This window comes from Aeromonas sp. YN13HZO-058 (assembly GCF_001921245.1).
Lineage (GTDB): Bacteria > Pseudomonadota > Gammaproteobacteria > Enterobacterales > Aeromonadaceae > Aeromonas > Aeromonas allosaccharophila.
Genome location: NZ_MQSY01000046.1, coordinates 17,637 through 42,325, shown reverse-complemented (window position 1 = coordinate 42,325; position 24,689 = coordinate 17,637). Strand labels below are relative to the sequence as shown.

21 protein-coding genes and 1 tRNA gene are annotated in these 24,689 nt (G+C 56.9%); 18 read left to right on the top strand and 4 right to left on the bottom strand.

Annotated features, from left to right (window positions below):
- Nucleotides 1-75 precede the first annotated feature (75 nt).
- The 8 genes from BSP75_RS11865 to BSP75_RS21815 all read left to right on the top strand — a co-directional run bounded on the left by BSP75_RS11865 (nt 76) and on the right by BSP75_RS21815 (nt 7,314).
- Complete coding sequence (locus tag BSP75_RS11865) at nt 76-594, top strand: DUF2252 family protein (protein ID WP_083617145.1); 519 nt, start codon at nt 76-78, stop codon at nt 592-594.
- A 409-nt stretch (nt 595-1,003) separates the two neighbouring features.
- Nucleotides 1,004-2,308, top strand: a complete 1,305-nt coding sequence (locus BSP75_RS11860) for a site-specific integrase (protein ID WP_075113311.1) — start codon at nt 1,004-1,006, stop codon at nt 2,306-2,308.
- Nucleotides 2,308-2,913 carry a hypothetical protein gene (locus BSP75_RS11855; protein ID WP_075113310.1) on the top strand — a complete coding sequence of 202 codons (606 nt, stop codon included), beginning with the start codon at nt 2,308-2,310 and terminating at the stop codon, nt 2,911-2,913. The genes BSP75_RS11860 and BSP75_RS11855 overlap by 1 nt, the downstream gene beginning before the upstream one ends.
- A 119-nt stretch (nt 2,914-3,032) precedes the next feature.
- Nucleotides 3,033-3,218: an AlpA family phage regulatory protein gene (locus BSP75_RS22160; protein ID WP_075113309.1), complete on the top strand. Its 186-nt coding sequence runs from the start codon at nt 3,033-3,035 to the stop codon at nt 3,216-3,218.
- 292 nt (nt 3,219-3,510) lie between these two features.
- Nucleotides 3,511-4,659 carry a hypothetical protein gene (locus tag BSP75_RS11840; protein WP_075113308.1) on the top strand — a complete coding sequence of 383 codons (1,149 nt, stop codon included), beginning with the start codon at nt 3,511-3,513 and terminating at the stop codon, nt 4,657-4,659.
- A complete protein-coding gene (locus tag BSP75_RS11835; protein ID WP_253186630.1) occupies nt 4,656-5,954 on the top strand; it encodes a virulence-associated E family protein in 1,299 nt (432 codons plus the stop codon). The genes BSP75_RS11840 and BSP75_RS11835 overlap by 4 nt, the downstream gene beginning before the upstream one ends.
- 623 nt (nt 5,955-6,577) lie before the next feature.
- The gene (locus BSP75_RS11830) at nt 6,578-7,015 is read left to right on the top strand and encodes a hypothetical protein (RefSeq protein ID WP_075113307.1); all 438 of its coding nucleotides are present in this window, start codon (nt 6,578-6,580) and stop codon (nt 7,013-7,015) included.
- 11 nt (nt 7,016-7,026) lie between these two features.
- Entirely contained in the window at nt 7,027-7,314 is a 288-nt protein-coding gene (locus BSP75_RS21815; protein ID WP_075113306.1) for a hypothetical protein, read from the top strand.
- Between the two features lie 152 nt (nt 7,315-7,466).
- Here BSP75_RS21815 and BSP75_RS11820 read toward each other — a convergent pair.
- A tRNA-Thr gene (locus BSP75_RS11820) sits at nt 7,467-7,542 on the bottom strand.
- Nucleotides 7,543-7,628: 86 nt separating this feature from the next.
- The gene (locus BSP75_RS11815) at nt 7,629-8,369 is read right to left on the bottom strand and encodes a phosphatase (RefSeq protein ID WP_075113305.1); all 741 of its coding nucleotides are present in this window, start codon (nt 8,367-8,369) and stop codon (nt 7,629-7,631) included.
- Nucleotides 8,370-8,840: 471 nt separating this feature from the next.
- Here BSP75_RS11815 and BSP75_RS11810 point away from each other — a divergent pair, with 471 nt between their 5' ends.
- From BSP75_RS11810 to ruvC, 5 genes are all read left to right on the top strand, one after another.
- Nucleotides 8,841-9,494: a TetR/AcrR family transcriptional regulator gene (locus BSP75_RS11810; RefSeq protein ID WP_042020647.1), complete on the top strand. Its 654-nt coding sequence runs from the start codon at nt 8,841-8,843 to the stop codon at nt 9,492-9,494.
- A gap of 48 nt (nt 9,495-9,542) precedes the next feature.
- Nucleotides 9,543-11,882 carry an acyl-CoA dehydrogenase gene (locus BSP75_RS11805; RefSeq protein WP_075113304.1) on the top strand — a complete coding sequence of 780 codons (2,340 nt, stop codon included), beginning with the start codon at nt 9,543-9,545 and terminating at the stop codon, nt 11,880-11,882.
- 167 nt (nt 11,883-12,049) lie between these two features.
- The gene (locus BSP75_RS11800) at nt 12,050-15,112 is read left to right on the top strand and encodes an efflux RND transporter permease subunit (protein WP_075113303.1); all 3,063 of its coding nucleotides are present in this window, start codon (nt 12,050-12,052) and stop codon (nt 15,110-15,112) included.
- A gap of 15 nt (nt 15,113-15,127) precedes the next feature.
- Entirely contained in the window at nt 15,128-16,177 is a 1,050-nt protein-coding gene (locus tag BSP75_RS11795; RefSeq protein ID WP_075113302.1) for an efflux RND transporter periplasmic adaptor subunit, read from the top strand.
- 115 nt (nt 16,178-16,292) lie between these two features.
- Nucleotides 16,293-16,814, top strand: a complete 522-nt coding sequence (ruvC, locus tag BSP75_RS11790) for a crossover junction endodeoxyribonuclease RuvC (protein WP_005334512.1) — start codon at nt 16,293-16,295, stop codon at nt 16,812-16,814.
- A 146-nt stretch (nt 16,815-16,960) separates the two neighbouring features.
- Here ruvC and BSP75_RS11785 read toward each other — a convergent pair whose 3' ends face one another.
- Entirely contained in the window at nt 16,961-18,151 is a 1,191-nt protein-coding gene (locus tag BSP75_RS11785; protein WP_075113301.1) for a MalY/PatB family protein, read from the bottom strand.
- Nucleotides 18,152-18,238: 87 nt separating this feature from the next.
- Nucleotides 18,239-19,810: a maltose/glucose-specific PTS transporter subunit IIBC gene (gene malX, locus BSP75_RS11780; protein WP_075113300.1), complete on the bottom strand. Its 1,572-nt coding sequence runs from the start codon at nt 19,808-19,810 to the stop codon at nt 18,239-18,241.
- A gap of 293 nt (nt 19,811-20,103) precedes the next feature.
- Between malX and BSP75_RS11775 the strand changes: the two genes are divergently transcribed.
- The 5 genes from BSP75_RS11775 (at nt 20,104) to BSP75_RS21550 (ending at nt 24,661) form a co-directional block, all read left to right on the top strand.
- A complete protein-coding gene (locus tag BSP75_RS11775; RefSeq protein WP_075113299.1) occupies nt 20,104-21,141 on the top strand; it encodes a Mal regulon transcriptional regulator MalI in 1,038 nt (345 codons plus the stop codon).
- A gap of 254 nt (nt 21,142-21,395) precedes the next feature.
- Nucleotides 21,396-21,659: a hypothetical protein gene (locus BSP75_RS11770; RefSeq protein WP_042063671.1), complete on the top strand. Its 264-nt coding sequence runs from the start codon at nt 21,396-21,398 to the stop codon at nt 21,657-21,659.
- A 319-nt stretch (nt 21,660-21,978) separates the two neighbouring features.
- Nucleotides 21,979-22,695, top strand: coding sequence for an SIS domain-containing protein (locus tag BSP75_RS11765; protein WP_075113298.1), 717 nt, complete (start codon nt 21,979-21,981; stop codon nt 22,693-22,695).
- 128 nt (nt 22,696-22,823) lie between these two features.
- On the top strand, nt 22,824-23,984 hold the full coding sequence (locus BSP75_RS11760; RefSeq protein ID WP_075113297.1) for a DUF2971 domain-containing protein: 1,161 nt from the start codon (nt 22,824-22,826) through the stop codon (nt 23,982-23,984).
- 152 nt (nt 23,985-24,136) lie between these two features.
- Nucleotides 24,137-24,661, top strand: a complete 525-nt coding sequence (locus BSP75_RS21550) for a hypothetical protein (protein WP_148140699.1) — start codon at nt 24,137-24,139, stop codon at nt 24,659-24,661.
- Nucleotides 24,662-24,689 lie beyond the last annotated feature (28 nt).

The window sequence follows — 24,689 nt, the reverse complement described above, 5'->3', positions numbered from 1 at the left end:
TGTTGGGCAACACGACGCTGGCGCAGGGTTAACTGGGGAAAGAGAGACAAGAGGTGTTGAAAGGCTGGGGTATCCATGATGCTAGACCTCAAGGTGATGGCCTACTTCAAGATTAGCCTTTCAACACGTAATTGGGACAGAGCCTTATTTTTGCAGGTCAAGGAGGCTCGTCCATCCGTCCTCGAACCTTATGCAGGAAAAAGCCAGCATGCCAACCATGGCGAGCGCATTGTCGCAGGGCAACGGCTCATGCAAGCGGCAACCGACATCTTTCTCGGTTGGACCCTTGCCCAAAATGGCCAGCACTTTTATTTCAGGCAGCTCAGGGATGTCAAAATCAGCGCGATTATTGAAGGGTGGGATGCCGAACTACTGTCGATTTACGGCACCTTGTGCGCCAGGGTACTGGCTCGCGCCCATGCACGTTCGGGAGATGCCGGATTGATAGCCGGCTACATGGGGAGCAGTCAGTCGTTTGATGAGTCAATTTGTGAATTTGCCGTTGAGTATGCCGATCAGGTTCGCCGGGATTACCGCGAGTTCGTCAAGGCAGTCCACCAGGGGCGACTGGAGGCTCTGCGCGATCCGGTGTAGCCAGTGGCACATCGGCAAGCAGCTGACGCCCCAAGGTGCAGGTTAAGTGAAACGGAGCAAAACGGGCGTCACCTTGCAGACAATTGGGATGTGGGCATCCAAAAGACACATGGGCGGGGCTTAAAAAGCAAAACGGGGTATGCAATACGCTTTAGCAAAATAAAACAATGGGTTAGCTTCACGAAGAAGCTAACCCATTGTTTTATATGGTGCCGATAAGGGGAATCGAACTCCTGACCTTCGCATTACGAATCCAGATTTAGTCGATTTCAGCCTGTTTCAGACAGTCTCACAATAACGATAGTTCACCTTTAAAATCAATTATTTGCCATCAATGTTCCGTATCAGGTTGTGTCGTGAAATATCACCCTATACCATAGCAAAAGAGGGGTATGAGGAGGGGTACGGAATGGCGATTACAACCGATGCCGAGATTGCGGCAATCAAACCAGAATCCGGCGTTATTGTGCGCCGTATGGCTATCCAGTCAAAGCATGGTGGCGGGCTCAAGCTGGAAGTGCGCACCAGTGGAATCAAGCGCTTTGTCTATCGCTACAAGATAGCGGGCAAAGCTGGGGAAATGCTGCTTGGCGGCTATCCCGCCATGACCCTAGCAAAAGCCAGACAGGCCCACGGTAAAGCGGCTGAATTGGTAAAGCAGGGAATTGATCCGCTTACTGTCACCAAGCAAGCCAAGGCGAAAAACATCGAGATGCCAACCCTTGGCGAGATTTACCGCGATTGGCTGGTGATGCGAGCCAAATCGAAACCGATAGGCCCGCGCACCCTGCGCGATTATGAGGGGACGTTCACCCGCCACATTGAATCGGCCATTGGCAATACCCGAGTATGCGATCTCTCCCGTGCCGTACTGTATGAGCATTTCCGCCGAGTAGAGACAGCCGAGGGCGCACGAAAAGGGCTGATAGTCCTGAACCAGTGTCTTGATCATGCGGTATTACAAGGTCACATCGAGATCAACCCTGCTCGCCTACTCAAACCCGCCATGTTTGGCGCATCTATGCCCCCACCCCGTGAACGCTGGTTGACCCGCGATGAATTGCGCCAGTTATGGGCAGCACTTGAACAAGCGACTGCTGGCGGCGGTTCTGTGGCTGCTGGTGGCCGTGGGATCGCGTCTAACGTAGTGCTATCGCTGGCGGTGGCAAACTGCTTGCGTTTAATAACCCTGACCGCTGTACGCCGTTCCGAGGCTGTAGGGATGCGCTGGGAGCAGATTAACGGCGACCGCTGGACAATCCCCGAAACCAAGAACGGACGCGCCCACGTTGTAACCCTGTGCCCGCTGGCGCTGGATATTATCGAGCAGCAAAAGGCGTTATCTAATGGCCCCTATGTGTTCGAGTCCACCAGCAAGACCGGACACCCGATCACGGGGGATGCTGTCACCAAGGCGCTAGAGCGTGTTCGCATCAAGTACCTTGCCGAGCTTGCGCCATTCAGCCCGCACGACCTGCGCCGCAGTATGGCAACGGGGGCCGCTGAATATCTGGATGCCCCCGAGCGCCTGATCGAGCTGATGCTAAACCACGTCCCCAAAGACAGGCTGATCCGCACCTATCAAGTGGGCGGCATGGCCGAGAAGTTGCGGGCGCTGTTTCTGCGCTGGGGAGATTTCATGGCAACCATAACGCAACCGGAGCAGGTCAAGCCAGATAACGTGGTTTCCGTCAACTTTGGGGAGCGTGGGTGATGCGGGTCACACAAGAATGGCTGCTGGATCATTGGACGCGTCTACATCTCCCCATTTACTCCGATGACGGTGAAAAAATCGCAATGGTCTCACCGATGGCTGAAGAAGTTAAGTTGGGTCTTATACGCAGAATTATTAACGTTTACGAAGATGTTGAGACGAGGCTTTTTCTCTATGGCGCACGAGGGGGAAAATCAATTGATGGTGAGTCTGTCATTATGCTGCTTGTCACTTTGGCCTCATGCCTGAATCCTGCCCTTTTTGCGGCAAAGGAAAACATGCGCCTCGGGCATAAATTGCGCTCAAAAACTGATCAGCAAAAAGAACTTGAGACTGTTCAGGCTTTTTTAGAGAGGGAGCTTTTGTGGGATGATGAGTCGGAACTAACTGCCGCGATGAGAAAGGTTTTGGCTGCGTGTAAGCATGCGCATTCTCGGATCCAGAGAGAGCGCGAAGCCCTTAATCTATACGCCAAGAGCGCACGGGGATTGCTTCAGGAATACGGATTGGCGGTTGACGATAAGGACGAGAGATGGAGGTCACTATTGGGGAAACTTTGGGGAGTGGAAGCTACCGATATCAGAGGAGCAGTTAGGAAAAAATAGAGCCCAACTAACCGATCCCCCAAAAATCAAAATGAATCTGGGGGGGCAGCCCTGCCGCAGCGGTACAGAATGAGCCTAGAAGCCAAGGCATCTACGCTGCTGGCAATGAGGGCAATCCCATGCTTATTTCAACCTCTCAATTATCAACCCGCCTAGGCGTTAGCCGCTCCACGGTGGAGCGCCTGCGCCGTAACCCCGCCGCCTGCTTTCCAAAGCCCATCCACATTGGCCCCAACTCGGTCAGGTATAACCTAGCCGAGATCGAGCAATGGCTAGAGTCTCGCCGTAAAGAGGGGGAAATCTGATGGCCCATTACCCACTAACAAACGCGAAAGCAGATCTGCGAGCGGCAGCCAGTGCAGCCGCAGCAAAATTCGAGCGCATAACAGTGAGATTCTGGCGAAGCAAGCCCAAGTATGAGGGGGAAAACGAAAGGCTCGCGTATGAGCGAGCGCTGGCGGTTCAAGAGGCATTTCCCGAAGAGGTGGCTTTACTGCTGAAAGAAAACGCCCCGACTAGCAAGGCCGAGGCGTAGGTTTAGCCGCTGGTGGGCGAACTTTCGACGCCAGCCCGCCAGCTAATTGAAGGTATATCGAGATGATCAATTTTACCACTATTCCCAATGTTTCAAATAACGAAACGTTCGGAGTTATTACGTGGCAAGATCTGCAACAAGCAGCCTGTATCCCTCACCGAAACCGCGCTCACACGCCGGACGCCGCAAAACGGACTGCCCCACTGGTGGCCGCCCACAATGGCAAGACTCGTCACAAGGCGCAAGCAGAGGCTAACGGACTGTTTGGAATGCTTCGCGCCGATTTGGACAACGCCAAGGGCCAGACGCCCAAGACCATAGCCGATGTTTTGCAGGAGCAAGGGCTGTGCTCGTTTATCATCTATTCAACCCTGAGCCACCAGCCCGACGCCCCCCGTTATCGGGTATTTGTGGAGCTGGCCGAGCCTGTGCCATTCACTATCTGGGCGGATCTGCAATTCGCGTTGGCCGAGTTGCTGGGATCTGATCCATGTGTTGGCCGCCCTGCTCAATTTATGATCCTGCCAACGGTTATCAAAAGCACTGCCGAGCATTATCAGCACATGATCGCCGAGGGGGCAGCGCTGAGCCCGTCCGCCCCCTTCTGGCTCAATGCTGCCGCGCTGGCGGAGCAGCACCAAGCAGCCGCAGCCAAAGTTAGCCAACGGTTTAAACAGGTAGCCCCCAAGCCATTCAATGAAAGATTGGTGGGTAGACAGGTGTCGATCATCGAGCGCGTGAATGCCAGCTACGAATGGCCGGAGCTGCTCGCCCATTATGCCTATAAGCGAAAGGGGCGAAACGCATGGATGGCACCAGAATCAACCAGTGGCACCGCTGGGGTTCATATTCTGACCAGTTCGACGGATGGCAAAGAGCGCATTTTCTCGCACCACCAAAGCGATCCCGCTGGTAATAGGCTGTGCGACAAGTTCGACCTGATCACCATTCGCAATTTCAGCGGGGATAGCGTCAAAGCCGTTCAAGAGATTGCCAGAGAGCACTTCCCCGATATTCACGCGCACAACCGCCGAGAGTGGGCATGGGCACAGCGCGACGAGCAACGCCAGCAATTCGAGGCGATGCGAGAGGGCACCAAGCCGTTAGCCGTTGCTAAGACCTCCGCAAAGGCTATTAGCCAGCCCACGCCGATTACGTTTCCATTACTGAGCACCGCTCAAATGGCCGAGATCATGGAGGCCGCGCTATGAAGCCGCTGCCGCCGCCAACCAATGTGATCCCGTTCGCGCCACCAGCCAGCCCCGAGCAGATCGAACCACCGTTATTTCTGCCGGACACTGACGAGAGGGGAAAGCCGCTAAAAACGTCCCTTAACCTGTGGGCCGTATTTAGGCATAAGGGATGGGTTTACCGCTATAACACCATGACAGCAACCCCTGAGCTCATGACAGCCGAGGGCCGTCGCCTTGGCAAAACTGATGAGGGGCAGCGTTCGGCTTTGGTGGACGCCTGCCAGCGTGCCGAGGTTCCCGATGCTGCGATAGACGAGCACTTGATCGCGCTGTGCCAGTTGAACAGTTATCACCCTGTCAGAGAGTGGCTAGAGGCTGGCCCAAAATGGGATGAAGTGCACCGAGTTGATGCTGTCTTGGCAACGCTCAACGCTGCTGAGCCCGATTATGCCGCCTCAGTCCTGCGCCCTTGGCTGGTGGGGTGTGTGGCAGCATTGTATGAACAGCGATGGCTATCAAAGCTCGTGCCTGTATTGGTGGGGGGGCAGTCATTCAAGAAATCGGCATGGGTTAACAGACTGGTCGCAGTAGTGACGGGCTCGACGTTGGATTGCTCGATTGACCCCAACAAGTCGGACGATGTACGCCGCGCTGTTTCGGCTTGGATTGTGGAACTGGCCGAGTTGGAAACGACAACAAGGCACGAAGCCGGAGCATTGAAGGCGTTCATTACCCGCGATGTGGATCGGTTCCGCATACCCTACGCAAAATCATTCACGGAGAAACCCCGACAGACGGGCTTTATTGCGACGGTAAACGGCACTGACTTTCTCAAAGACCAGACAGGGAACGCTCGTTTTGCTGTTATCGAGATGGCAGGTGCCGCAGATCTTGACCGCCTGAATGAATTATTGGGCTGGTGTTGGGACGCGGGCCGTCAAAGCCAAACCGCTCCCGAACTGTTGCGCCAGTTCTGGCTTGAAGTCAAAGCGGACTACGATGCGGGGGCAAGCTGGTATCTCGACGAGGCCACCAGCAAGCAGGCCACCACGGCGAACGACTCGCACACCGACAAGGGGCCGCATTACGAGACAATTGTTGACCGGCACTTGGCCCGCCCGATGCGATCCAATCGCTGGTTCACTGCTGCCGATCTTTGTGAATATCACCTTGAAAAGCCCGCGATGGCGGGCAGATATGGGAGGGCGTTAACAATGCTGGAAAAGGAAGGGCGCATAGAATCACGCCCAGCGAGATCGGGGCGCAAGGAATACCGTTTGCCGGTGAACGATTTGCCGCAGCCCCAAGAATAGCCGTTGCTGGTGGCACCCCCTTGAGCCCTGCCGATTTGGCGGGGCTTTTTTGTGGTGAAGCGGTGAGGTAGTCATGAGGTAGAAAACGGGCTACCTCACCAGCCGCTAACCCTTGCTGCTGCTGGCTTTCATTCATATTTGGTGAAGTGGTGAAGTAGATCTCTTTATAAAGTAATTACACATAGACAAGGGGAAGGGATTGACACACTGGGAGCTGCTCACGAACACAAGCAACGGCTATTGCTGAGGGGGTTTATAGGAAACTTACCTCACCAACTTCACCACTAACAAAAAACGCACCTGTAAGCCGCGCCAGCACTGGGGTTTTGCATGGTGAGGTACTGGCAACTGCTACCCCACCGCATCCAAACGACGGTGATAAAACGGTGAGAGCCCAACGGTAATAAAACGGTAATATCTGGTTAGTGATTGGCTAGCAATTGGCTAGTACCGAACGGACGCAAACCAAAATTGTGTGATCGTTAACATGCAAGAAACAGATTCCCACGGCTCAAATTGACGCCTGTAAGCTGGTATCATAACGGCTAGGTTACGGCTAGGTCATAGCTAGACGAGCGACACAATAGCGGCATGTTCGCCAGAACAACGGGAGTTTGGGGAAGATGAAGAGATTGATTTTAGGGGCAGTGTTGATAATGTTGGTAGGCCATGCTTGGGCTAAAAATGTAGTTTCTATAATGACGTTGCCGGAAAGCGTGTTGGTTACAGGCTTTTATCCAAATCTGTCTGATGAAGCCGCGAAGGACCTCTGTCAAACTAATGCCATGTTAGCAAGTTCCAATATGGAGTTGCGTATAAAAGGCACACTAAATAATGAAGCAGAAGCGTTAGAAAACCAAAAACAAGGAAGAGGTTTTTGGGATAAATTAGGGGTTCCAAAGGAGTTTCATGATGTTAACGCATTTCTCTTGAAATTGATGTTCGAGCACCCACTTCCTAAAGATATGTCAAAAAAAGATGAGTTATTGAAGTCGATTAGTAGAGATACGTTTAAGCTTTGTTTTGGTCAAAGAGAAGTCGACGATGTATCGCTAGGCTAAAGCTGTCTGAGATGTACCCAAACGGCAGCGACTATCGCTTGGGTAATGCTCACGACTGCAATCGTGTCTCGTCTTATGCTTTGGATGTGATGAAGAAGCGTCAAGAGCAGGGCGGCTTACTCTCGGATACACTAACCGCACTCTACAAGGGGGCAGATGAAGGTGCTACCGTTTGGTGGGGAATAGTGACCCGCCTAACAATAGAAGCATACAAGATGCCACAATGGCCTGATGAGGCGACAAGGCAGTATATGGCCGATCAGTTTGCCAATATGGCAATGGCGAAGTGTCTTGGCTAGAAGTCACCCCAAGAAGCCCACCCAAGCAGGATGGGCTTTTTTGTTACTCAACCGGAGGGGTAGCAAATCGCAAAAGAGGGGTACAAGGAGGGGTATGAAGCAAAAAATAACAAAGGGTTAGCTTCACTGCGAAGCTAACCCTTTGTTTTATATGGTGCCGATAAGGGGAATCGAACTCCTGACCTTCGCATTACGAATGCGCTGCTCTACCAACTGAGCTATACCGGCTGGTTGCTATCCAGATTCATGAAAAATGACCGGCGTGTCAATCGAGCCAACTCGATTTTATGAGGTGGCTCATGGTGTTAGCAGTCTTAGAGATCGACGAACTCGGGAATATGGGCGCGGCCACGGCTTTCGAGGAAATCGAGCAGGGCGCGGGGGGAGCGCACCAGGATCCGCTCTTGCGGGAAGCCCGCTTCGGTCACCAGACGGTGACAGTGGTCAAAATCGCCGAGGCTGAAGGCGACGTGGGAGTCGGATCCGAAGGTGAGGTAGGCGCCCAAATCTCGCGCAGCTTCGACGATGGCGCGGCAGTTGCCTTCACTGCCCGGGCGCGAGTGAATGAAGGAGGAGTTGTTGATCTCCAGCGCCACCCGATAGTCGGCCGCCGCCTTGACCACCGCCTGAATGTCGATGGGAAATGCGGGGTTACCCGGGTGGCTGATCATGTCGACCCGACCGCTCTTGATGGCGTTGATCATCGCCTGGGTGTGGGTTGCCTGATCGCAGGGAGGGAATACCTGCTCATGAAAGCCCGCCATGATCATGTCGAGGCGCGACTCGTAACGCTCTGGAAAGTCGATCTCCCCTTCCAGGTTTTTGATGTTGGCTTCGATACCCCGCAGGATCCCGACCCCATCCACCACTCTTGGCAGTATGGGCAAGTTGGCAAAGTGCCAGACATGAGGGGCATCGGCCATCTCGGGGCCGTGATCCGTGGTGGCAAACAGCTTGATCCCCTTGGCCCTGGCTATCGACAGATAGTCGTGGATGGTGCTGTAAGCGTGGGTGCTGGCAATGGTGTGAGTATGGGTATCGACCGGGTACTTCATCTTCTCTCCCCTTTAGATATTAAGGGAGCAGCATAACAAAGAGCGGCAGCTTGGGCCACGCCAGTGCTTGCCACACTTTGTCACAAAATACCGCGAAGCTGACATAGTCTGAGGGGCTCTGGCTGGCATACTGCCCCCGTCGATACATGCCTGAACTCGCATCGACAGTTTGCCGTCAGGATGACGCGAACTCACTTTCCCCACCGTCGCGCCCTGCGGCGGTTTTTTTTGCCTGCAAACCGCAAACCGGTAACAAACGCGCAAAAAAAAAGGCCCAACTAGCATGGTGCAGGTTGGGCGAGACTTAATGTTTAATTGCAGTGGCATAGATATAGAGTCCTGCTTTTTGACTAAGTTCCGCCCACTTTGCTTTTTTCATCGAAAAACATTCCGCTAACACTCATTCACATTCTCTTGACACTTCACGTTATGAAACGTACTTTTTAAACATTCGTTTAAGTGAGGTGTCCAGTGAGTAAAATCGATACCAAAAACCGTATTCTCGATGCCGCTGAAGTGCTGTTTGCCGAGCGGGGATTCGCCGATACCTCTTTGCGTCTGATCACCAGCGAGGCCGACGTCAATCTGGCTTCCGTGAACTATCACTTCGGCTCCAAGAAGGAGCTGATCCAGGCAGTACTCGACCGTTACCTGAGCCTGTTTATGCCCGATCTCGATGCCCGCCTGCGGGTACTGATGGAGCAGGAGCAGCTGACTCTGTTGCAACTGTTTGAAAGCTTCGTCGAGCCGCTGATGAAGCTCTCGGCGGTGCGGGCCAATGGCCCGGCCATCTTTATGCAGCTGCTGGGACGCGGTTATATCGACAGCCAGGGCCACCTGCGCCGCTTTATCACCGCCCACTACGGCCCCATTCTGATGCGGATCACCCAGGCGATCTCCAAGGCCAATCCGGCCCTGTCGCCAGCGGATCTCTTCTGGCGCCTGCACTTCACCCTGGGCACCGTCGTGTTCACCATGGCCTCCGCCGATGCCCTGCGCGACATCGCCCTGGCCGACTTTGGCCAGCAGCTCGATGTGGAAGGGCTGGTGCGCAACGTTATTCCTTATCTGGCGTCCGGAGTCGGGGCGCCCGTGGAGTCGACCAGGCTCTCCCTGGCCGTGTAACAACCAACAATAAATCAACGGAAACAGTGAAATAGAAGGAACTTCGGTATGATCACATTGCTTGTCCTGCTGGTGCTGGCGATAGCCGTTGTGCTCGGCGTGCCCTCCATCCGTAAAAAGGTGGTAACCCGTCCGGTGTTCGGCATCTTCAAAAAGATACTGCCGCCCTTGTCAGCTACCGAGCGGGAGGCCATGGAAGCCGGCTCCGTCTGGTGGGATGGCGAGTTGTTTCGCGGCAACCCCGACTGGAAAAAACTGCACGGTTACGGCAAGGCCGAACTGAGCGCCGAAGAGCAGGCCTTTATCGACAATCAGGTCGAAACCCTGCTCGCCATGGTTGATGACTTCAAGATCGTCAACGAAACCAAAGACCTGCCGGAGCCGGTCTGGGACTATCTGAAGAAGGAAGGCTTCTTCTCCCTGATCATCCCGAAATCCTACGGCGGCCGCGAGTTCTCGGCGATTGCCAACTCCACCATCGTCACCCGCATTGCCACCAAGAGCCTGAGCGTGGCGGTCACCGTCATGGTGCCGAACTCCCTTGGACCGGGCGAGCTACTGATGCACTACGGCACCCAGGCCCAGAAAGATTTCTGGCTGCCGGGGCTGGCCAATGGCAAAGAGGTGCCCTGCTTCGCCCTGACCGGGCCGGAAGCGGGCTCCGATGCGGGCGCCATCCCTGACAAGGGGATCGTCTGCAAGGGGATGCACAAGGGTGAAGAGGTCCTGGGTATTCGCCTCAACTGGAACAAGCGCTACATCACCCTGGCGCCGCGCGCCACCGTGCTGGGGCTGGCGTTCAAACTCTATGACCCGGAAAAACTGCTGGGTGACAAGGAAGAGCTCGGCATCACCTGCGCGCTCATCCCCACCAGCCACCCCGGCGTGCGCGTCGGCGATCGCCACTACCCCATGGGTCTGGCGTTCCTGAACGGCCCGACCTTCGGTAAGGATGTGTTCATTCCGCTCGACTGGATCATCGGTGGCCCGGATTACGCCGGTCGCGGCTGGCGCATGCTGGTGGAGTGCCTCTCCGCAGGTCGCGGCATCTCGCTGCCTGCCCTGGGCACCGCTTGCGGTCACATGGCGAGCCGCACCGTGGGCGCCTACTCCTACGTGCGCAAACAGTTCGGCATGTCCATCGGCAAGTTTGAAGGGGTGCAAGAGGCGCTGGCCCGCATCGGCGGCCTCACCTATCAGCTGGAAGGGGCCCGTCGTATGACCGCAGGTTCCTTGGACTTGGGTCAGGCTCCGGCCATCGTCACCGCGATTTCCAAGTACCACATGACCGAGATGGCGCGCCAGATCATGGATGACTCCATGGACATCCACGCCGGCCGTGCCATCCAGCTGGGCCCGAAAAACTACACCGGCTACGCCTACATGGGCATTCCGGTGGCCATCACGGTGGAAGGGGCCAACATCCTGACCCGCAACCTGATGATCTTCGGTCAGGGTGCCACCCGCTGCCACCCGTACGTGTTTGCCGAGCTGGAAGCGGCGGCCGATACCGACGTGGAGCGCGGTCTCGAGAAGTTTGACGCCCTGCTGATGAAGCACATCGCCTTCGGCGCCGGCAACTTCTTCGGTTCCCTGTTCCAGGGGCTGACCCTGGGTCAGTTCAACAGCGCGCCGGTAGCCGGTGAAACCGCTCGCTACTACAAGCAGCTCTCCCGCATGAGTAAAGGGCTGGCGCTGTGCGCCGACGTCTCCATGCTGATGCTGGGTGGCGATCTCAAGCGCAAGGAGATGATCTCCGCCCGTCTGGGTGACGTGCTGAGCCACCTCTACCTGGCCTCCGCCACCCTCAAACACTACGAGGATCAGGGCCGCATGGTCTCCGATCTGCCGTTCGTGCAGTACGCGGTGGAGCGCAACCTCTACCTGATTGGCAAGGCGTTCGAGGGCTTCTTCCAGAACTTCCCGAACAAGGTGGTGGGTGCCGTACTCAAGCGCGTGGTGTTCCCGTTCGGCGTTGGTTACAAGATGCCGGCCGACGACCGTTGCCACGCCATCTGTCTGGCCATGATGAAGCCGGGCGAGTTCCGCGACCGTCTGACCGCACTCTGTTATGTGGGCAAAGACGAGGCGGATCCGGTCGGCCTGATGGAGCGCGCCTTCCAGGCCATGGTCGCCGTGCAGCCCTACGAGAAGAAACTGGTGCAGGCCCAGAAAGAGGGCAAGCTGCCCCGCAAACTGGCCCTGCCGGAGCTGGTCGCCGCTGCGCTGGCCGGTTCCATCCTGAGCAAGGATGAAGCGGACAAACTGCTGGCCGCCGATGCCCTGCGCTACGAAGCGATTCAGGTAGACAACTTCGCCCCGGGCGAGCTGGAAGGCTTCTCCCAGCAACCAAACAAGCAGCCAAACAAGGTCGAGCACGCGGCCTGATCCCTTGGCAAACCTGCACCAAACCGGCCCTCGTGGCCGGTTTTTTTGTTTGTTAACCATGCATTTACAAGCTGGGAGAATTCCAGTTAAATGCTTGAGTCCCTGTTGCAGGGGCTTTGGAAGCAAGGCCAGCGGAATGGCCGATAACAACAACTCAGGAAGAGTGAATGAACCTCGCCAAAACGGCGATCGAACGCCCCATCTGGGTGGCGGTCTCGATCGTGCTGATTTTCCTGCTGGGCCTGCTCAGCATCCGGGGACTGCCGATCCAGCTGTTCCCCGACATCGACCGTCCACACCTCAACATCTCGGTGAGCTGGCGTTCAGCCTCGCCGCAAGAGATGGAGTCGGAGATCACCGACCCCATCGAGCAGGAGATGCAGGGGGTACAAGGGCTCAAGAGCCTCACCAGCGAGAGTTATCCCGGCTTTACCGAAATCGACATGGAGTTTGCCCTCGGCACCGACATGCAGCGCGCCCAACTCGATGTGATTTCGCGACTGAACCGGGTCTCGGGATTGCCGGACAAGATCGGCGGCCCCTACGTCAACAACTACATCAGCAACGATACCCTCACCTTCTTCTTCATCCAGCAACTGCCCGGCGCCAAAGGGGTGATCGATGATCATCAGGCGTTGATCGAGGCGCGGGTCAAACCCGAGCTGGAGCGCATCGAAGGGGTCTCGACGGTCACGATCGAGGGGATCAACGAGCGCCAGATCCAGATCCGCTTCGACCCCTACCGCGCCGCCGAGCTGGGGGTGGAGATCCCGGTGCTGGCCAGCCGGGCCACCACCGGCTGGGACGTGTCAGCTGGTACGCTAGACATCGGTCGCTGGGAGTACAAGCTGCGCTTCGCCGGTCGCTACGATGTCGAGACGCTGGGGGACAAGGTGGTGGACTGGCGCGATGGCCTGCCCATCTATCTGCGGGATGTGGCGGAGGTAAGGGTCGCCCGGGAGGAGAACCCGGTGCTGCGGATCCAGAACGGCAATACCGCCATCGCCGCCCAGATCTTCAAGGAGAGCGGCGCCAACGCCCTGGCATCCCTTGAGGCGATCAAGGCCCGGGTGAACGAGCTAAACCGCGAGGTGCTGGAGCCGGTCGGGCTGCACATGGAGCAGTCGTTTGATGCCTCCCTCTACATCAATCGCGCCGTCAGCATGGTCACCGCCAACCTGGGGCTCGGTGTGCTGCTCTCCTGCGCCATCCTCTGGCTCTTCCTGCGCCAGCTCAAGGCGACCCTGATGATTGCCCTCGCCATCCCCATCAGCATCATGCTCACCTTCTGCCTGCTCAAGGTGATGGATCGCACCCTCAACATCATCTCGCTGGCGGGCATCGCCTTTGCCGTCGGCATGGTGCTCGATGCCGCCATCGTGGTGCTGGAGAGCATCTACCGGCGCCACGAGCGGGGGGATTTGAGCAAGGCGGAGGCGGCGCTCGAAGGTACCCGTCAGGTGTGGACGGCGCTGGTCGCCTCCACCCTCACCACGGTCGCCATCTTCCTGCCGGTGCTGCTGCTCAACGATGTGGAGGGTCAACTGTTTGCCGATCTTGCGCTGACCATCGCCTGCGCCGTGACGGTCTCCATGCTGGTCGCCGTCACCGTGCTGCCCGCGGTGGCGGCGCGCTGGATGGGACATGAAACGCTGATCGATCCCTATGAGTCGCTGTGGCAGCGCACCACTCGTCATGTGATCCGCTGGACCTCGACCTCACGCCAGCGCTGGACGGTCATCACCCTGATGATGAGCCTGCCGGCACTGGCCACTTGGGCGCTGCTGCCCAAGATGGATTATCTGCCGGACGTAAAACGGGACGCGGTGGATGTCTGGATGAACTTCACCCCCGGGGTCAATCTCAAGGCCCAGCGCGAAGAGGTGATCGATACCCTGATCGCCCGCCTCGCCCCCTACATGAAGGGGGAGAAAGAGCCAGCCCTCAAGAACTACTACATCTTGCGCTACCCGGGGGGTGCCCAGATTGGCGTGCGCCCCAAGGACGAGACCCGCATCAAGGAGCTGGAGAGCCTGTTGATGAAACAGCTGCTGGTGGGCATTCCCGACACCCGGGTGTTCGGCGGTCAGGGTTCGCTGTTTGGCGGCTTTGACAGCGAGAACGGCGTCTCCCTGCTGCTGCAGGGGGGCAACCTGCCCGAGCTCTATCAGGCGGCCCGTGCCAGCATGGGGATCCTCAGCAAGGACCTGCCGGGAGCACAGATCCGGCCCGAACCGAGTCTCGACTTCACCGCCCCCGAGCTCAAACTGGTGCCGCAAGATCGGCGTCTCGCCGAAGTGGGTTGGGATCGCACGCCCTTGCCCACCATCATCCAGACCTTTGGCGACGGCTTGCGGGTCGGTGAATATTTCGATGGCGAGGATCGACTCGACATCATGCTGATGGGGCAAAGTTCCGCCAATCCGGACGAACTGAAGGCAGTGCCGCTGGCTACTCCCTCCGGGCGCATCGTCCCCCTTGGCGAGCTGTTGCGGGTAGAGCATGACATGGGCCCGGCCAGCATCTTCCGGGCCGATGGGCGGCGCAGCATCATCCTGCAGATAGCACCTCCGGCGGGCATGACCATGGAGCAGGTGATCGACACCCTGAAAAACCGCAGTTTTGCTGCCATCCGGCCCCTGCTACCCGCTGGCGGCGAGCTGCAGATCGCAGGCAACGCCGACAGCCTGCAACAGGCGCTCGACAATCTGGGGACCATCTTCCTGTTCGCCGTGGTGATCCTGCTGGTGCTGCTGTGGGGGGTGTTTGCCTCCCTCAAGGATGCGCTGCTGGTGCTGCTCACCCTGCCCCTTGCCTCGGTTGGCGGCGTGCTGGCGCTGCAACTGAGCGGGCTGCTGGTGCCGCTGCCGATGGATCTGCTCACCATCATCGGCTTTGTCATCCTGCTGGGACTGGTGGTCAACAACGCCATCCTGCTGGTGCACCAGACCCGCACCGCCGAGCGGGACGGCATGAGCCGCCAGCTGGCGGTGGCCGATGCCCTGCAAAGCCGGATGCGCCCCATCGCCATGACCAGCCTCACCAGCATCTTCGGCATGCTGCCGCTGATGCTGAGCCCAAGCGAAGGGAGCGAAATTTACCGCGGGCTCGCCACAGTCATTGTCGGCGGCATGAGCTGCAGCACCCTGTTTACCCTGATCCTGTTGCCTGCTTTCCTGCGTCTCGGCGAGCAGGTGGCGATCCCACAACCCCTGCGCCAGCGGGCCTGAGCAAGGAGCTCATCGATGACACATATGATTACCCGAATGTTGGCTGGCGCCGTGCTGATTGCAGGCAGTGCGCTACCGGTATTGGCCGATCAGGGCAAGATGGTGACACTGGCGGATGTGACCCGAGGGGATGCGGCCGCCAATATCTGGGTCAGCGGCACGGTGGCGAGTCGCCAGCAAGCTGCGCTCAGCGCAGAAGTGAGCGGCCGGGTGGAGTGGATCGCCGAATTTGGCAGCCGGGTCAAAAAAGGGGATGAGCTGCTGCGCCTCGACAGCGCGGCACTGCGCCTCTCGCTGGAGCAGGCTCGCGCCGAGCAGGCGAAATGGCAGAGCAACCTGCGTTTCGCCCGCGCCGAATCACAGCGGATCACCCGGCTGCACCAGCAAAAGAGCGCCTCCCAGAGCCAGTACGACAAGGCCAGTTACGATGTGGAGCAGGCCGCGCTGGCCGAGCGACTGGCCGCCATACAGGTGAACCAGATCGAGGAACAGCTGCGCCGCAGCCACATCTATGCACCGTTCGATGGCGTGGTGAACAACCACTTCATCCAGCCCGGCGAGCATGTGGACGCGGGCGAGCAGGCGCTGGAGCTGGTCAACCCGGATCAGCCGGATATCCGCCTGCAAGCCCCCATTCTCTGGGCCCAGCAGCTGGCGCCGAAAACCCGGCTGCGGGTGGAGGGGGAGCAGCTGAGCGGTCACGGCGTCTATTACCAGCGGGCCGCCAGCGCCGATCCCAAATCGCGGCTGATCGAGCTGCGCCTCAAACCGGAAGCAGGCACTTTCATCATCGGCTCACCGGTGCGGGTTGCCCTGCCACTGGGGGATCAGCAGAGCATGCTGCTACCACGGGATGCCCTGGTGCTCGGCACCGATGGCAGCGTGGTCTATCAGGTGGCGCGAAGCGGCAAGGCGCTCAAGGTGAATCGGGTGCCGGTCACCGTGCTGTTTGGCGACAGCCAGCAGGTGGCGGTGAGCGGCGCCCTCAAGCAGGGGGATCGGGTGGTGGTGCGCGGCGCGGGCAGCCTTCAGGATGGCGACACCATAGAGCTGTTCAAGGGGTAACCACGCCTGACGCAGGCTGGCCAATCTTTGCCCGCTTGACCCGGGACATACAGCCAAACGGGCCACAGTTTGCTATCTTGGCGGCCATCACTCGCGTTTAGAGCAATCAACACCCATGAGCATTATTTTGGGCATCGATCCGGGTTCGCGGATCACCGGATACGGGGTTATCCGGGTCGTGGGCGGCAAGGCCGAATACTTGGGCTCTGGCTGCATCCGCACCGATTGCGGCGAGCTGCCGGAGCGCCTCAAGCAGGTCTATGACGGGGTATGCGAGATCATCACCCAGTTCAAACCCACCGAGTTTGCCATCGAGCGGGTCTTTATGGCCCGCAACGCCGACTCGGCCCTGAAACTGGGACAGGCCCGGGGCAGCGCCATCGTCGCCGCAGTTAATGCCTATCTGCCGGTGAGCGAATACTCCGCCACCCAGATCAAGCAGGCGGTAGTCGGCACCGGCGGCGCCGCCAAGGAGCAGGTGCAGCACATGGTGACCCATCTGCTGAAACTCTCCGCCACCCCGCAGGCGGATGCGGCAGATGCCCTCGGCGTCGCGCTCTGCCACCTGCACACCCGCCAGAGTCTGATCAAGATGGCCGGCCGCGCCAGCAGCTCGGTACGCGGCCGCTATCGCTGAGCCCCAGCCCACCCACACGGCTCATCTCGGTATCGCTAAATAAAAAACCGCCCCGGATCTCCGGGGCGGTTTTTTTGCTATTCCCCCACCAAACAGGGCCATCACTGATGGCCCCGTTTTGTTTCTCATGTTGAATGGATTTGCCCCTACACCAGCACCCCCAGCGCACCGATCAGGGCGTCGAGTCCTTGATCTACTTTCGAGCGCGGGCAACCGACGTTGAGGCGGATATAGCCTTTGCCTTCCGGGCCATAGGTGTCGCCGCGCATGATGGCGACCCAGTATTTTTCCACCAGCAAGGTTTGCAACGCATCCATCCGTTCGGTGGTGTCTATGCCAAGGCCATTCAAGTCAATCCAGGCGAGATAGGTCCCCTCGGGCACCCGATAGTCGATGGCGGGGAAGGCTGCGTTGAGCCTCGCCGCCACATGGGCGAGGTTGCCGTGCAGATAACTTTTCAGCGCATCGAGCCACTCACCGCCGTTCCGATAGGCGCCGATATGGGCCAGCACCCCGAGAATGGGCGGCGATGAGAGGCCATGGGCCGCCTTGAGCCGCTGCAGATAGGCGGCCCGCGCCGCTGCGTTGGCGATAAAGGCGTAGGCGCCGCCAAGGGCGGGAATATTGAAGGATTTGGAGCCCGAGCTCACCAGCGCCCAGTGATCGTCCGGCGCCACCTCGCTCCACGGCAGATAGCGGGCAAAGCTCACATCCATATGGATGTCGTCCGAGATGACCTTGACCCCGTGGCGCTGGCAGATAGCAGCCATCCGGCCGAGTTCATCCCGCGTCCAGACTCGGCCGGTGGGGTTGTGGGGGCTGCAGAGCAGCAAAATCCGGCAATCGGGGCGGGCCGCCTGTTGCTCGAAACATTGCCAGTCGATCTGGTAACTCCCCCGCTCTTTTTTAAGCGGACAAGGCAGCAGCCCCCTGTCGTTGGCGGCCAGCATATTGCCGAAGGCGTCGTAGGCTGGGGTATGCACCAGTACGCCTTCGCCGGGCGCCGACCAGAGGCTCACCAGCTGGGCAATCACATAGATGACCGAGGGACCGTAGACCAGCGTCTCGGGGTCGAGGCTCGCCCCATAGCGGTTGGCAAACCAGTCGATCACCGCCCCCTTGAAGTCATCGTGATTCCAGCGGCTGTAGCCAAATACCCCGTGTTCGAGCCGCGTTGCCAGCGTCTGGCGAATGCAGGGGGCGGTCGCGAAATCCATATCGGAGATGGTAAAGGGGAGCAGATCGGCATGGCCAAAACGGTCGGCTACATAGTCCCACTGAGTGCAGTAGGTGCCGTGGCGGTCGACCACTCGGTCGAAGTCATAAATATCGTGCATGAAGTTTCTCCCTCCATAAACAGGAGACATATTGGGAGAGGCAAACAAGGGGGGCTTGCGCCCCCCGTTCGGATCTTATTGGCCGGTTCAGGCCCCCATCAGGCTCTGCAGCTGATTTTTCACCAGATGCACCTGCGGGCCGATCACCACCTGCAGGTTGTGCTCGTCGAGCTTGATCACCCCGATGGCGCCGTTCGCCTTCAGTACCTTGTCATCGACCCGGCTCATGTCCTGCACCGACATCCGCAGGCGGGTGATGCAGTTGTCCAGTGCCAGGATGTTATCAGCCCCGCCCAGGGCGTTGAGGATGATTTCACCGTTGTAACCGCTGTTGCCTACCTTCTTGCCCGCGGGCTGGGCAGCCTCGCTGGTCTCAATCTCGCGACCGGGGGTTTTCAGGTTAAAGCGCACGATGGCGAAGCGGAACACGCTGTAGTAGATGGCAAACCAGATGGCGGCCGCGACCGGCACCAGATACCACTTGGTGGCGGTGCCTTGCAGCACGCCGAACACCAGAAAATCGATCAGGTTGCCGTCGGTGTTGCCGATGGTGACGCCGAGCAGCCCCATGGTCATAAAGCCCAGACCCGTCAGGATGGCGTGAATGACGTAGAGCACCGGTGCCACGAACAGGAACAGGAACTCCAGCGGCTCGGTAATCCCGCCGATGACGCAGGCCACCACGCCGGAGACCAGCAACGCCTTGATCTTGCCGCGATTTTCCGGACGAGCGCAGTGATACATGGCGAGCGCCGCGCCCGGCAGGCCGCCCAGGAAGGCAGGCATCTTGCCCTGAGAGAGGAACGAAGTGGCAGAGACCGAGAAGCCGCTGGTGTCGGCGCAAGAGAGCTCGGCGTAGAAAATATTGAGCGCGCCGCTCACTTCGTTGCCGCACACCAGCGACGTGCCGCCCGCTTCGGTAAAGCGGATGAGCGCCACCAGAATGTGGTGCAGACCGAGCGGCAGCAGCAGACGCTCACCGGTACCAAACAGGAAGGGGCCGAAGGGACCGGCGTGGGAGATCAGCGCCCCGATACCATTAATGCCAGCGGCAAACCAGGGCCAGGCGAACGGCACGACCAAGCCGACAACCCCCAGCACCAGCACGGTGATGATGGGCACGAAGCGGGCACCGCCGAAGAAGGCCAGCGCATCGGGCATCTTGTAGGTGTAGAAACGGGCGTGCAACTTGGCGACGATCACCCCGACGATGATGGCCCCTAGAATCCCAGTGTCGATGGAGCTGATGCCGAGGATCGATTTCACCCCGTAGGCCTTCTCCACTGCCGCGTCACCGATGACGTTGGCCACGGTCAGGTAGAAGTTGATGGAGAGGTTGAGCGCCGCATAGCCGACGAAACCGGCAAAGGCCGCAACCCCCTTCTCTTCTCGCGCCAGCCCCAGCGGAATGGCCACCGCAAACATCACCGGCAGGTAGATAAAGGCCACCAGCCCTACCTTGGTCATCCAGAGGAACAGCAGTTGCAGCACGGTATTGTCGAGGAAGGGCATGCTCTGCTTGACCGCATCGCTGGTGAGCGAGCTGCCGACACCGAGCAGAATGCCCGAGAAGGCCAGCAAGGCGACCGGCAACATAAAGGTCTTGCCGAGGCTCTGCAGGAACTCCCAGATGGTGGATTTGGCTTGAGGCTTGGCCATGAAACGGCTCCTTGTGAATAAACAGCAATATCTGCGGCTGCCCTCCCCCGCTCGAGGCGATCTCGACGCAATCTCGAAGCAGAGGCGCGGGTCAGCATCAGGTTTTGCTGGATGATAAATCGTTTTATCAACTTGCAAGTGCCGACAAGATCACAGAATGAGGGGGCTGGCTGGCAGCAGGATCCAAATTTGTGAGCCGGATCGGCCAGATGGTGATGTAACGTTTCACTTGAGCATCTTAGCAGGTATGCTGGGGCCTCGCACTCAACCAGCCATCGCACCCCGTTCGCCCTATGCCGTCCAAACCGCTCGTCTCGAAAAACGTCAAGATCACCGATGTCGCCCAGCGGGCGGGAGTGTCGGTCACCACCGTCTCAATGGTGCTCAACGGCAAGGGGCGCATCTCGCCAGCCACCGCCGAGCGGGTGCAGCAGGCGATAAAAGAGCTCGACTATGTGCCCAACAGCGCCGCCGCCAACCTGCGCAGCCAGCAATCCAATCTGGTGGGGTTGATCCTGCGCGACATCACCGACCCCTTCTATACCGAAGTGACCGCCGGGGTGAGCGAGGTGCTGGAGCAGCAGGGCTATCTGCTATTTCTGACCCAATGCGGCCACAGCCCGGAGCGGTTGCAACAGAGCATCCAGTCCCTGTCACGGCAGGGAGTGGCGGGCATCATCTTCAATCCGGTGCGCGGCGCGGCGGCCAAGACACTGGAGACCCTGCTCGATTCCGAACTGCCGGTGGTGTGCGCCGCCCGCTCCTACTATCGCGATGACGTGGACTTTATCGGCCCCGACAATACCCACGCAGCCAAGCAAGCCACCACCTACCTTATCGAGCAGGGCCACCGCCATATCGCCTATGTCGGCGGGCGGGCCGACTCCCTCACCCGCGCCGAGCGGATCGGCGGCTACTGCGCCAGCCTGCTGCAATATGGCCTCCCCTTCAAACCGGAGTGGGTATTGGAGTGCGAACGCACCCAGCGCAGCGCCGCCGACACCATCGCCCAGCTGCTGCACCAGCATCCCAAGGTGACCGCTATTCTCTGCCACTACCCCGAGGTGGCGCTCGGTGGCATTTACGGGGTGGAGGCAAGCGGGCGCACCGTGGGCAAGGACAACTACATCGGCCAGCAGGTGGCCCTGCTCGGCTTTGACGATGTGGCGGAAGCTGAACTCACCACACCTGCCCTCACCTTTGTCAGCTCACCGGCGCGGGAGATTGGCCGTCAGGCGGCAAGGCGGCTGCTGACCCGGATGCAGCAACCCGAACTCGCCCCCAACCGCCATATCATCACCCCCAATCTGCAAAAGCGGGCATCGGCCTGAGTTGGCAAGGCTGGTCCGTCTGCAGCAGCCCGAGCTCGCCCCACCCGCCATATCATCACCGCTCACCAGCAAACCGCAGAAGCGGGCGTCTGCCTGAGTCGCTGCGGTTACGGTGCGCTGGCTGACGGCTGTCGAGGTCAAATAACAAAGAGGGCGGCGCAAAACGTGAGCCTGCTCACTGCGCCAGCAAGGAGAGATTGAGAGCCAAGTGGAGAGGAATATGATCGGCGTCCACTCTCTTCACGAGCCCCTTTATGAGCAACCCGCACGACCAGAATCCGCCGAGTGAAATCCACCGCTGTGACAAATGTGGTGAGCGTACCCGCCATATCGTGGTATTGGTGCCACGGGATCACAGTCAGGATGTGATGCCTAAAGACCCGCGCAAAGCCTTCTGGCAAGCCTTTCGCTCCAGCAGCCTGACCAATGCGGTATTCGGCCAGACCCTCGCCTATCAGGCCACCCATGTAAAACATCTGATCTGCGAACGCTGCGGGGAGAAGTTTCTGGAGTATTGATGGCTCCAGTCTGTCATCCGTCACACAACCAACCGAATCAAGTCCCGCCATCAAGCAAGTAGTTTGTTGATCCTTGGCAGGTTTTTACCTACTGCCGGTTTTGCATCGCCCCCACCTTGATTACCATGGCTCACTTGGCAACCGGGATTGGGAAGGGCGTTGCCGAGATCGTTCTGGCCACCATAGCGCCATCACCTCCCGCCACATCATCGGTTAACAGCAGCAGAGTGGAGGCTGTCGTCCAGGGGCGGTAGCGTGCCGCTTGGCCACACCTGGGCCACAACCCCCTCTCCAGTAATCCACAAGGATCCCCGCCGTTATGTTTGAGTACGTCGAAAAACTGCAAGTGCGCATCGCTACCATGGTCAGTCAGAACGAAGCCGGGATCCGGCAGGCGGCCCACTGGTTTAGCGAGGCCATCGTCCACAACAAGATGATCCATATGCTGGGCACCGGGCACTCCCATATGGTCGGGCTGGAGGGGTTTATCCGTGCTGGTGGCCTTGGCAATATCAACGCCGTGCTCGACTCCACCGTCACCACCGCCGATGGAGCCCTGCGCAGCTCGGCGCTGGAGAAGCTGCCGGGGCTTGCCGCCATCCTGTGGGAGGAGCAGCCGATTGCGCCGGGGGATCTGATGGTGGTCATCTCCAATTCGGGGCGCAACGCCCTGCCCATCGAGTGGGCCCAGCTTGCCAGAGCACGCGGCCACAAGGTGATCGCTATTACCTCAGTGGCGCAATCGGCGCAAAACCCGAGTCGTCACCCTTCTGGCCAAAAACTGATGGAGCTGGCCGATCTGGTACTGGATAACTGCGTGCCGCCGGGCGATGGCCTGTGCGAGGTCAATGATCGGGTCACCGGCGCCTTCTCCTCCATCTCCGGCATGGTGCTGATCAATACGCTGGTTGTCGAAGCACAGAAACTGGCACTGGCACAAGGAGTCACCCCGCTTATTTTCTCCAGCCAGAATGTGGATGGCTTTAATAACGATGATGTTTACCGCCATTTCCAAGGGCGATTGAAGTCGATGTAAGCAATTAAGATATTGTCGCAGTAAACTTTTGGCTTCACTTCGTTCAGCTCCAACCTACGATGTTTGGCCCAATATATGAGATACAACCTATTTTTTCCTTTTCTCATAAAATAAAAACAGGATAATCAATGCACGTATATAGATACCGTTCACCAGGTCTTTTATCTCAAAAAGAGCTTATTTATGATGAATGGTACTTTGCCTCCCGTGAAGAGCTAAACGACCCAATTGATATGCAATCAAGATTTGAGTTTCCTGGAAATAGTACAGAAATTTGGAAAAGAGTGCTCAGAGCGCTATGGAAAGATAGTGAATATATAGATTTTTTTGCCAATTACTTATCAAACATAAGCCCTATCTCTTACGAGAAAATTCTTTCTGAGTATGAACACCATGTAAAAAACTTAATATCTCATGCATACGAGAGCAATAATTTTAATTTGTTCAAACTAGAACAGTTAAATAGTCATATAAACCAGCTATCATCTCTACTGTCACTCTATGCACCAAATGCAGGCTATTCGGTCTCTCTTTCAAAATCAAATAGCGATATGTTAATGTGGTCCCATTATGCATCTAGCCACACCGGTTACTGCTTAATATATAGACCAATTAATAAAAAATTAAATCAATGCCCTCATAGAACAAAGGATTCATTAATCGTTAGTGATGGACATACCAGTCTGATAGGTTGTGATTTCCCTCTAGAAGAGATTCAATACAATAATCAATTAGAACCTATAAATGCATTCTATCTTCTTCCCAGTTTTAACACAGGACTTCAATTCAAATCAGATAGTGAGCGTTTGCTTTTTCATTCAAAAATAAAACAGCAACTACTAACAAAAAATGAATGCTGGGATTATGAAGAGGAAGTTAGATTGTTACTTCTACAGCCTAATCACTGGATATCAGGTCAGTCGGAATATAGTAGTTATCAACGCCTCTTTCATTATGATTTTGACCAAGTGGCTGGAATAGTATTTGGTGCAAGGATGAAAAAAAATGAAAAGGCAGCCCTAAAAGAAATTATAAATAAAAAACTAGAAGAGAGAATACGCATAGAGAACTGTAAGGGTGGTAGAAAATACATCTTCGATTTTCTTTACCAGCAAGCTGAAATTTGCAATTCATCTCGAACAGTAAAAATAATAGATAATGAATTGATATCTATGGGTTCAGTTATTGATGTAGGCACACCATATTATGAAAGACAGTTAAAACGATGGAAGGATTTTAAAGGTATGACTTGGGACTCAGAAATGTTCAACTATGACGACATACCATAGAAACGTCGGTTAGACGTGTGCAGCGTATTTAGACATTCATTTAATCACCTCGACCTTCCAGACGCCACAATTTTGTTACCAAATAAGCAGTGCAATTCACCTAGTTTATTACCCCTACGGTACCACAACTTTAAATATCAAAACAAAATATTATGAAATCATGCGTTATTTACTTATTGTTTTTCCTCGGGTTATCCAGCCAAATCTCATTTGCTAATGAAACCGGATCTCAAGTTCCACCTCGGACAGAAGACTACCCGGCACCACCTGTATATAGAGGTAAGCCAGCCAAACTTTCACTAGACTCTGAATTGGCCAGAACATTCCGAACCCGACTTACCGCGGCCTTGTCACAAAAGCCTGTATATGCTGGTGAATATGTACTGACAGGCTGGGGATGTGGTTCATCAGGTTGTTATGATCAAGTCCTTGTCAACAAACGCACGGGTAAGGTGCTGGATGCGGTATTTAATGCCTATAGCTCATATGATGTGAGTAATGATTCTGATATCCGTGTGGGAGAATGGATTGAATCGCCCCAAATTGATAGCCGCCTTCTCACAGCGGTTAAAGTTGAAAACAGTCAAGACGGAAAGTCTTTTATTTATTACACAAACTATTACATCGTTGATAAAAACCAGCTCACACTTATAAAAACTATCCAAGACAGTAAATAAAATACGAAAGCAACACTTTTCAAAAAAT

Bases quoted from the DNA above. Each gene is read 5' to 3' on its own strand.
- malX (WP_075113300.1), bottom strand. From the start codon at position 19,810: ATGGCCAAGCCTCAAGCCAAATCCACCATCTGGGAGTTCCTGCAGAGC.
- BSP75_RS22160 (WP_075113309.1), top strand. From the start codon at position 3,033: ATGCTTATTTCAACCTCTCAATTATCAACCCGCCTAGGCGTTAGCCGC.
- BSP75_RS11855 (WP_075113310.1), top strand. From the start codon at position 2,308: ATGCGGGTCACACAAGAATGGCTGCTGGATCATTGGACGCGTCTACAT.
- BSP75_RS11815 (WP_075113305.1), bottom strand. From the start codon at position 8,369: ATGAAGTACCCGGTCGATACCCATACTCACACCATTGCCAGCACCCAC.
- BSP75_RS11785 (WP_075113301.1), bottom strand. From the start codon at position 18,151: ATGCACGATATTTATGACTTCGACCGAGTGGTCGACCGCCACGGCACC.
- BSP75_RS11775 (WP_075113299.1), top strand. From the start codon at position 20,104: ATGCCGTCCAAACCGCTCGTCTCGAAAAACGTCAAGATCACCGATGTC.
- BSP75_RS11860 (WP_075113311.1), top strand. From the start codon at position 1,004: ATGGCGATTACAACCGATGCCGAGATTGCGGCAATCAAACCAGAATCC.
- BSP75_RS11795 (WP_075113302.1), top strand. From the start codon at position 15,128: ATGACACATATGATTACCCGAATGTTGGCTGGCGCCGTGCTGATTGCA.
- BSP75_RS21550 (WP_148140699.1), top strand. From the start codon at position 24,137: ATGAAATCATGCGTTATTTACTTATTGTTTTTCCTCGGGTTATCCAGC.
- BSP75_RS11770 (WP_042063671.1), top strand. From the start codon at position 21,396: ATGAGCAACCCGCACGACCAGAATCCGCCGAGTGAAATCCACCGCTGT.
- BSP75_RS11800 (WP_075113303.1), top strand. From the start codon at position 12,050: ATGAACCTCGCCAAAACGGCGATCGAACGCCCCATCTGGGTGGCGGTC.
- BSP75_RS11840 (WP_075113308.1), top strand. From the start codon at position 3,511: ATGATCAATTTTACCACTATTCCCAATGTTTCAAATAACGAAACGTTC.
- BSP75_RS11835 (WP_253186630.1), top strand. From the start codon at position 4,656: ATGAAGCCGCTGCCGCCGCCAACCAATGTGATCCCGTTCGCGCCACCA.
- BSP75_RS11765 (WP_075113298.1), top strand. From the start codon at position 21,979: ATGTTTGAGTACGTCGAAAAACTGCAAGTGCGCATCGCTACCATGGTC.
- ruvC (WP_005334512.1), top strand. From the start codon at position 16,293: ATGAGCATTATTTTGGGCATCGATCCGGGTTCGCGGATCACCGGATAC.
- BSP75_RS11865 (WP_083617145.1), top strand. From the start codon at position 76: ATGATGCTAGACCTCAAGGTGATGGCCTACTTCAAGATTAGCCTTTCA.
- BSP75_RS11805 (WP_075113304.1), top strand. From the start codon at position 9,543: ATGATCACATTGCTTGTCCTGCTGGTGCTGGCGATAGCCGTTGTGCTC.
- BSP75_RS11830 (WP_075113307.1), top strand. From the start codon at position 6,578: ATGAAGAGATTGATTTTAGGGGCAGTGTTGATAATGTTGGTAGGCCAT.
- BSP75_RS11760 (WP_075113297.1), top strand. From the start codon at position 22,824: ATGCACGTATATAGATACCGTTCACCAGGTCTTTTATCTCAAAAAGAG.
- BSP75_RS21815 (WP_075113306.1), top strand. From the start codon at position 7,027: ATGTACCCAAACGGCAGCGACTATCGCTTGGGTAATGCTCACGACTGC.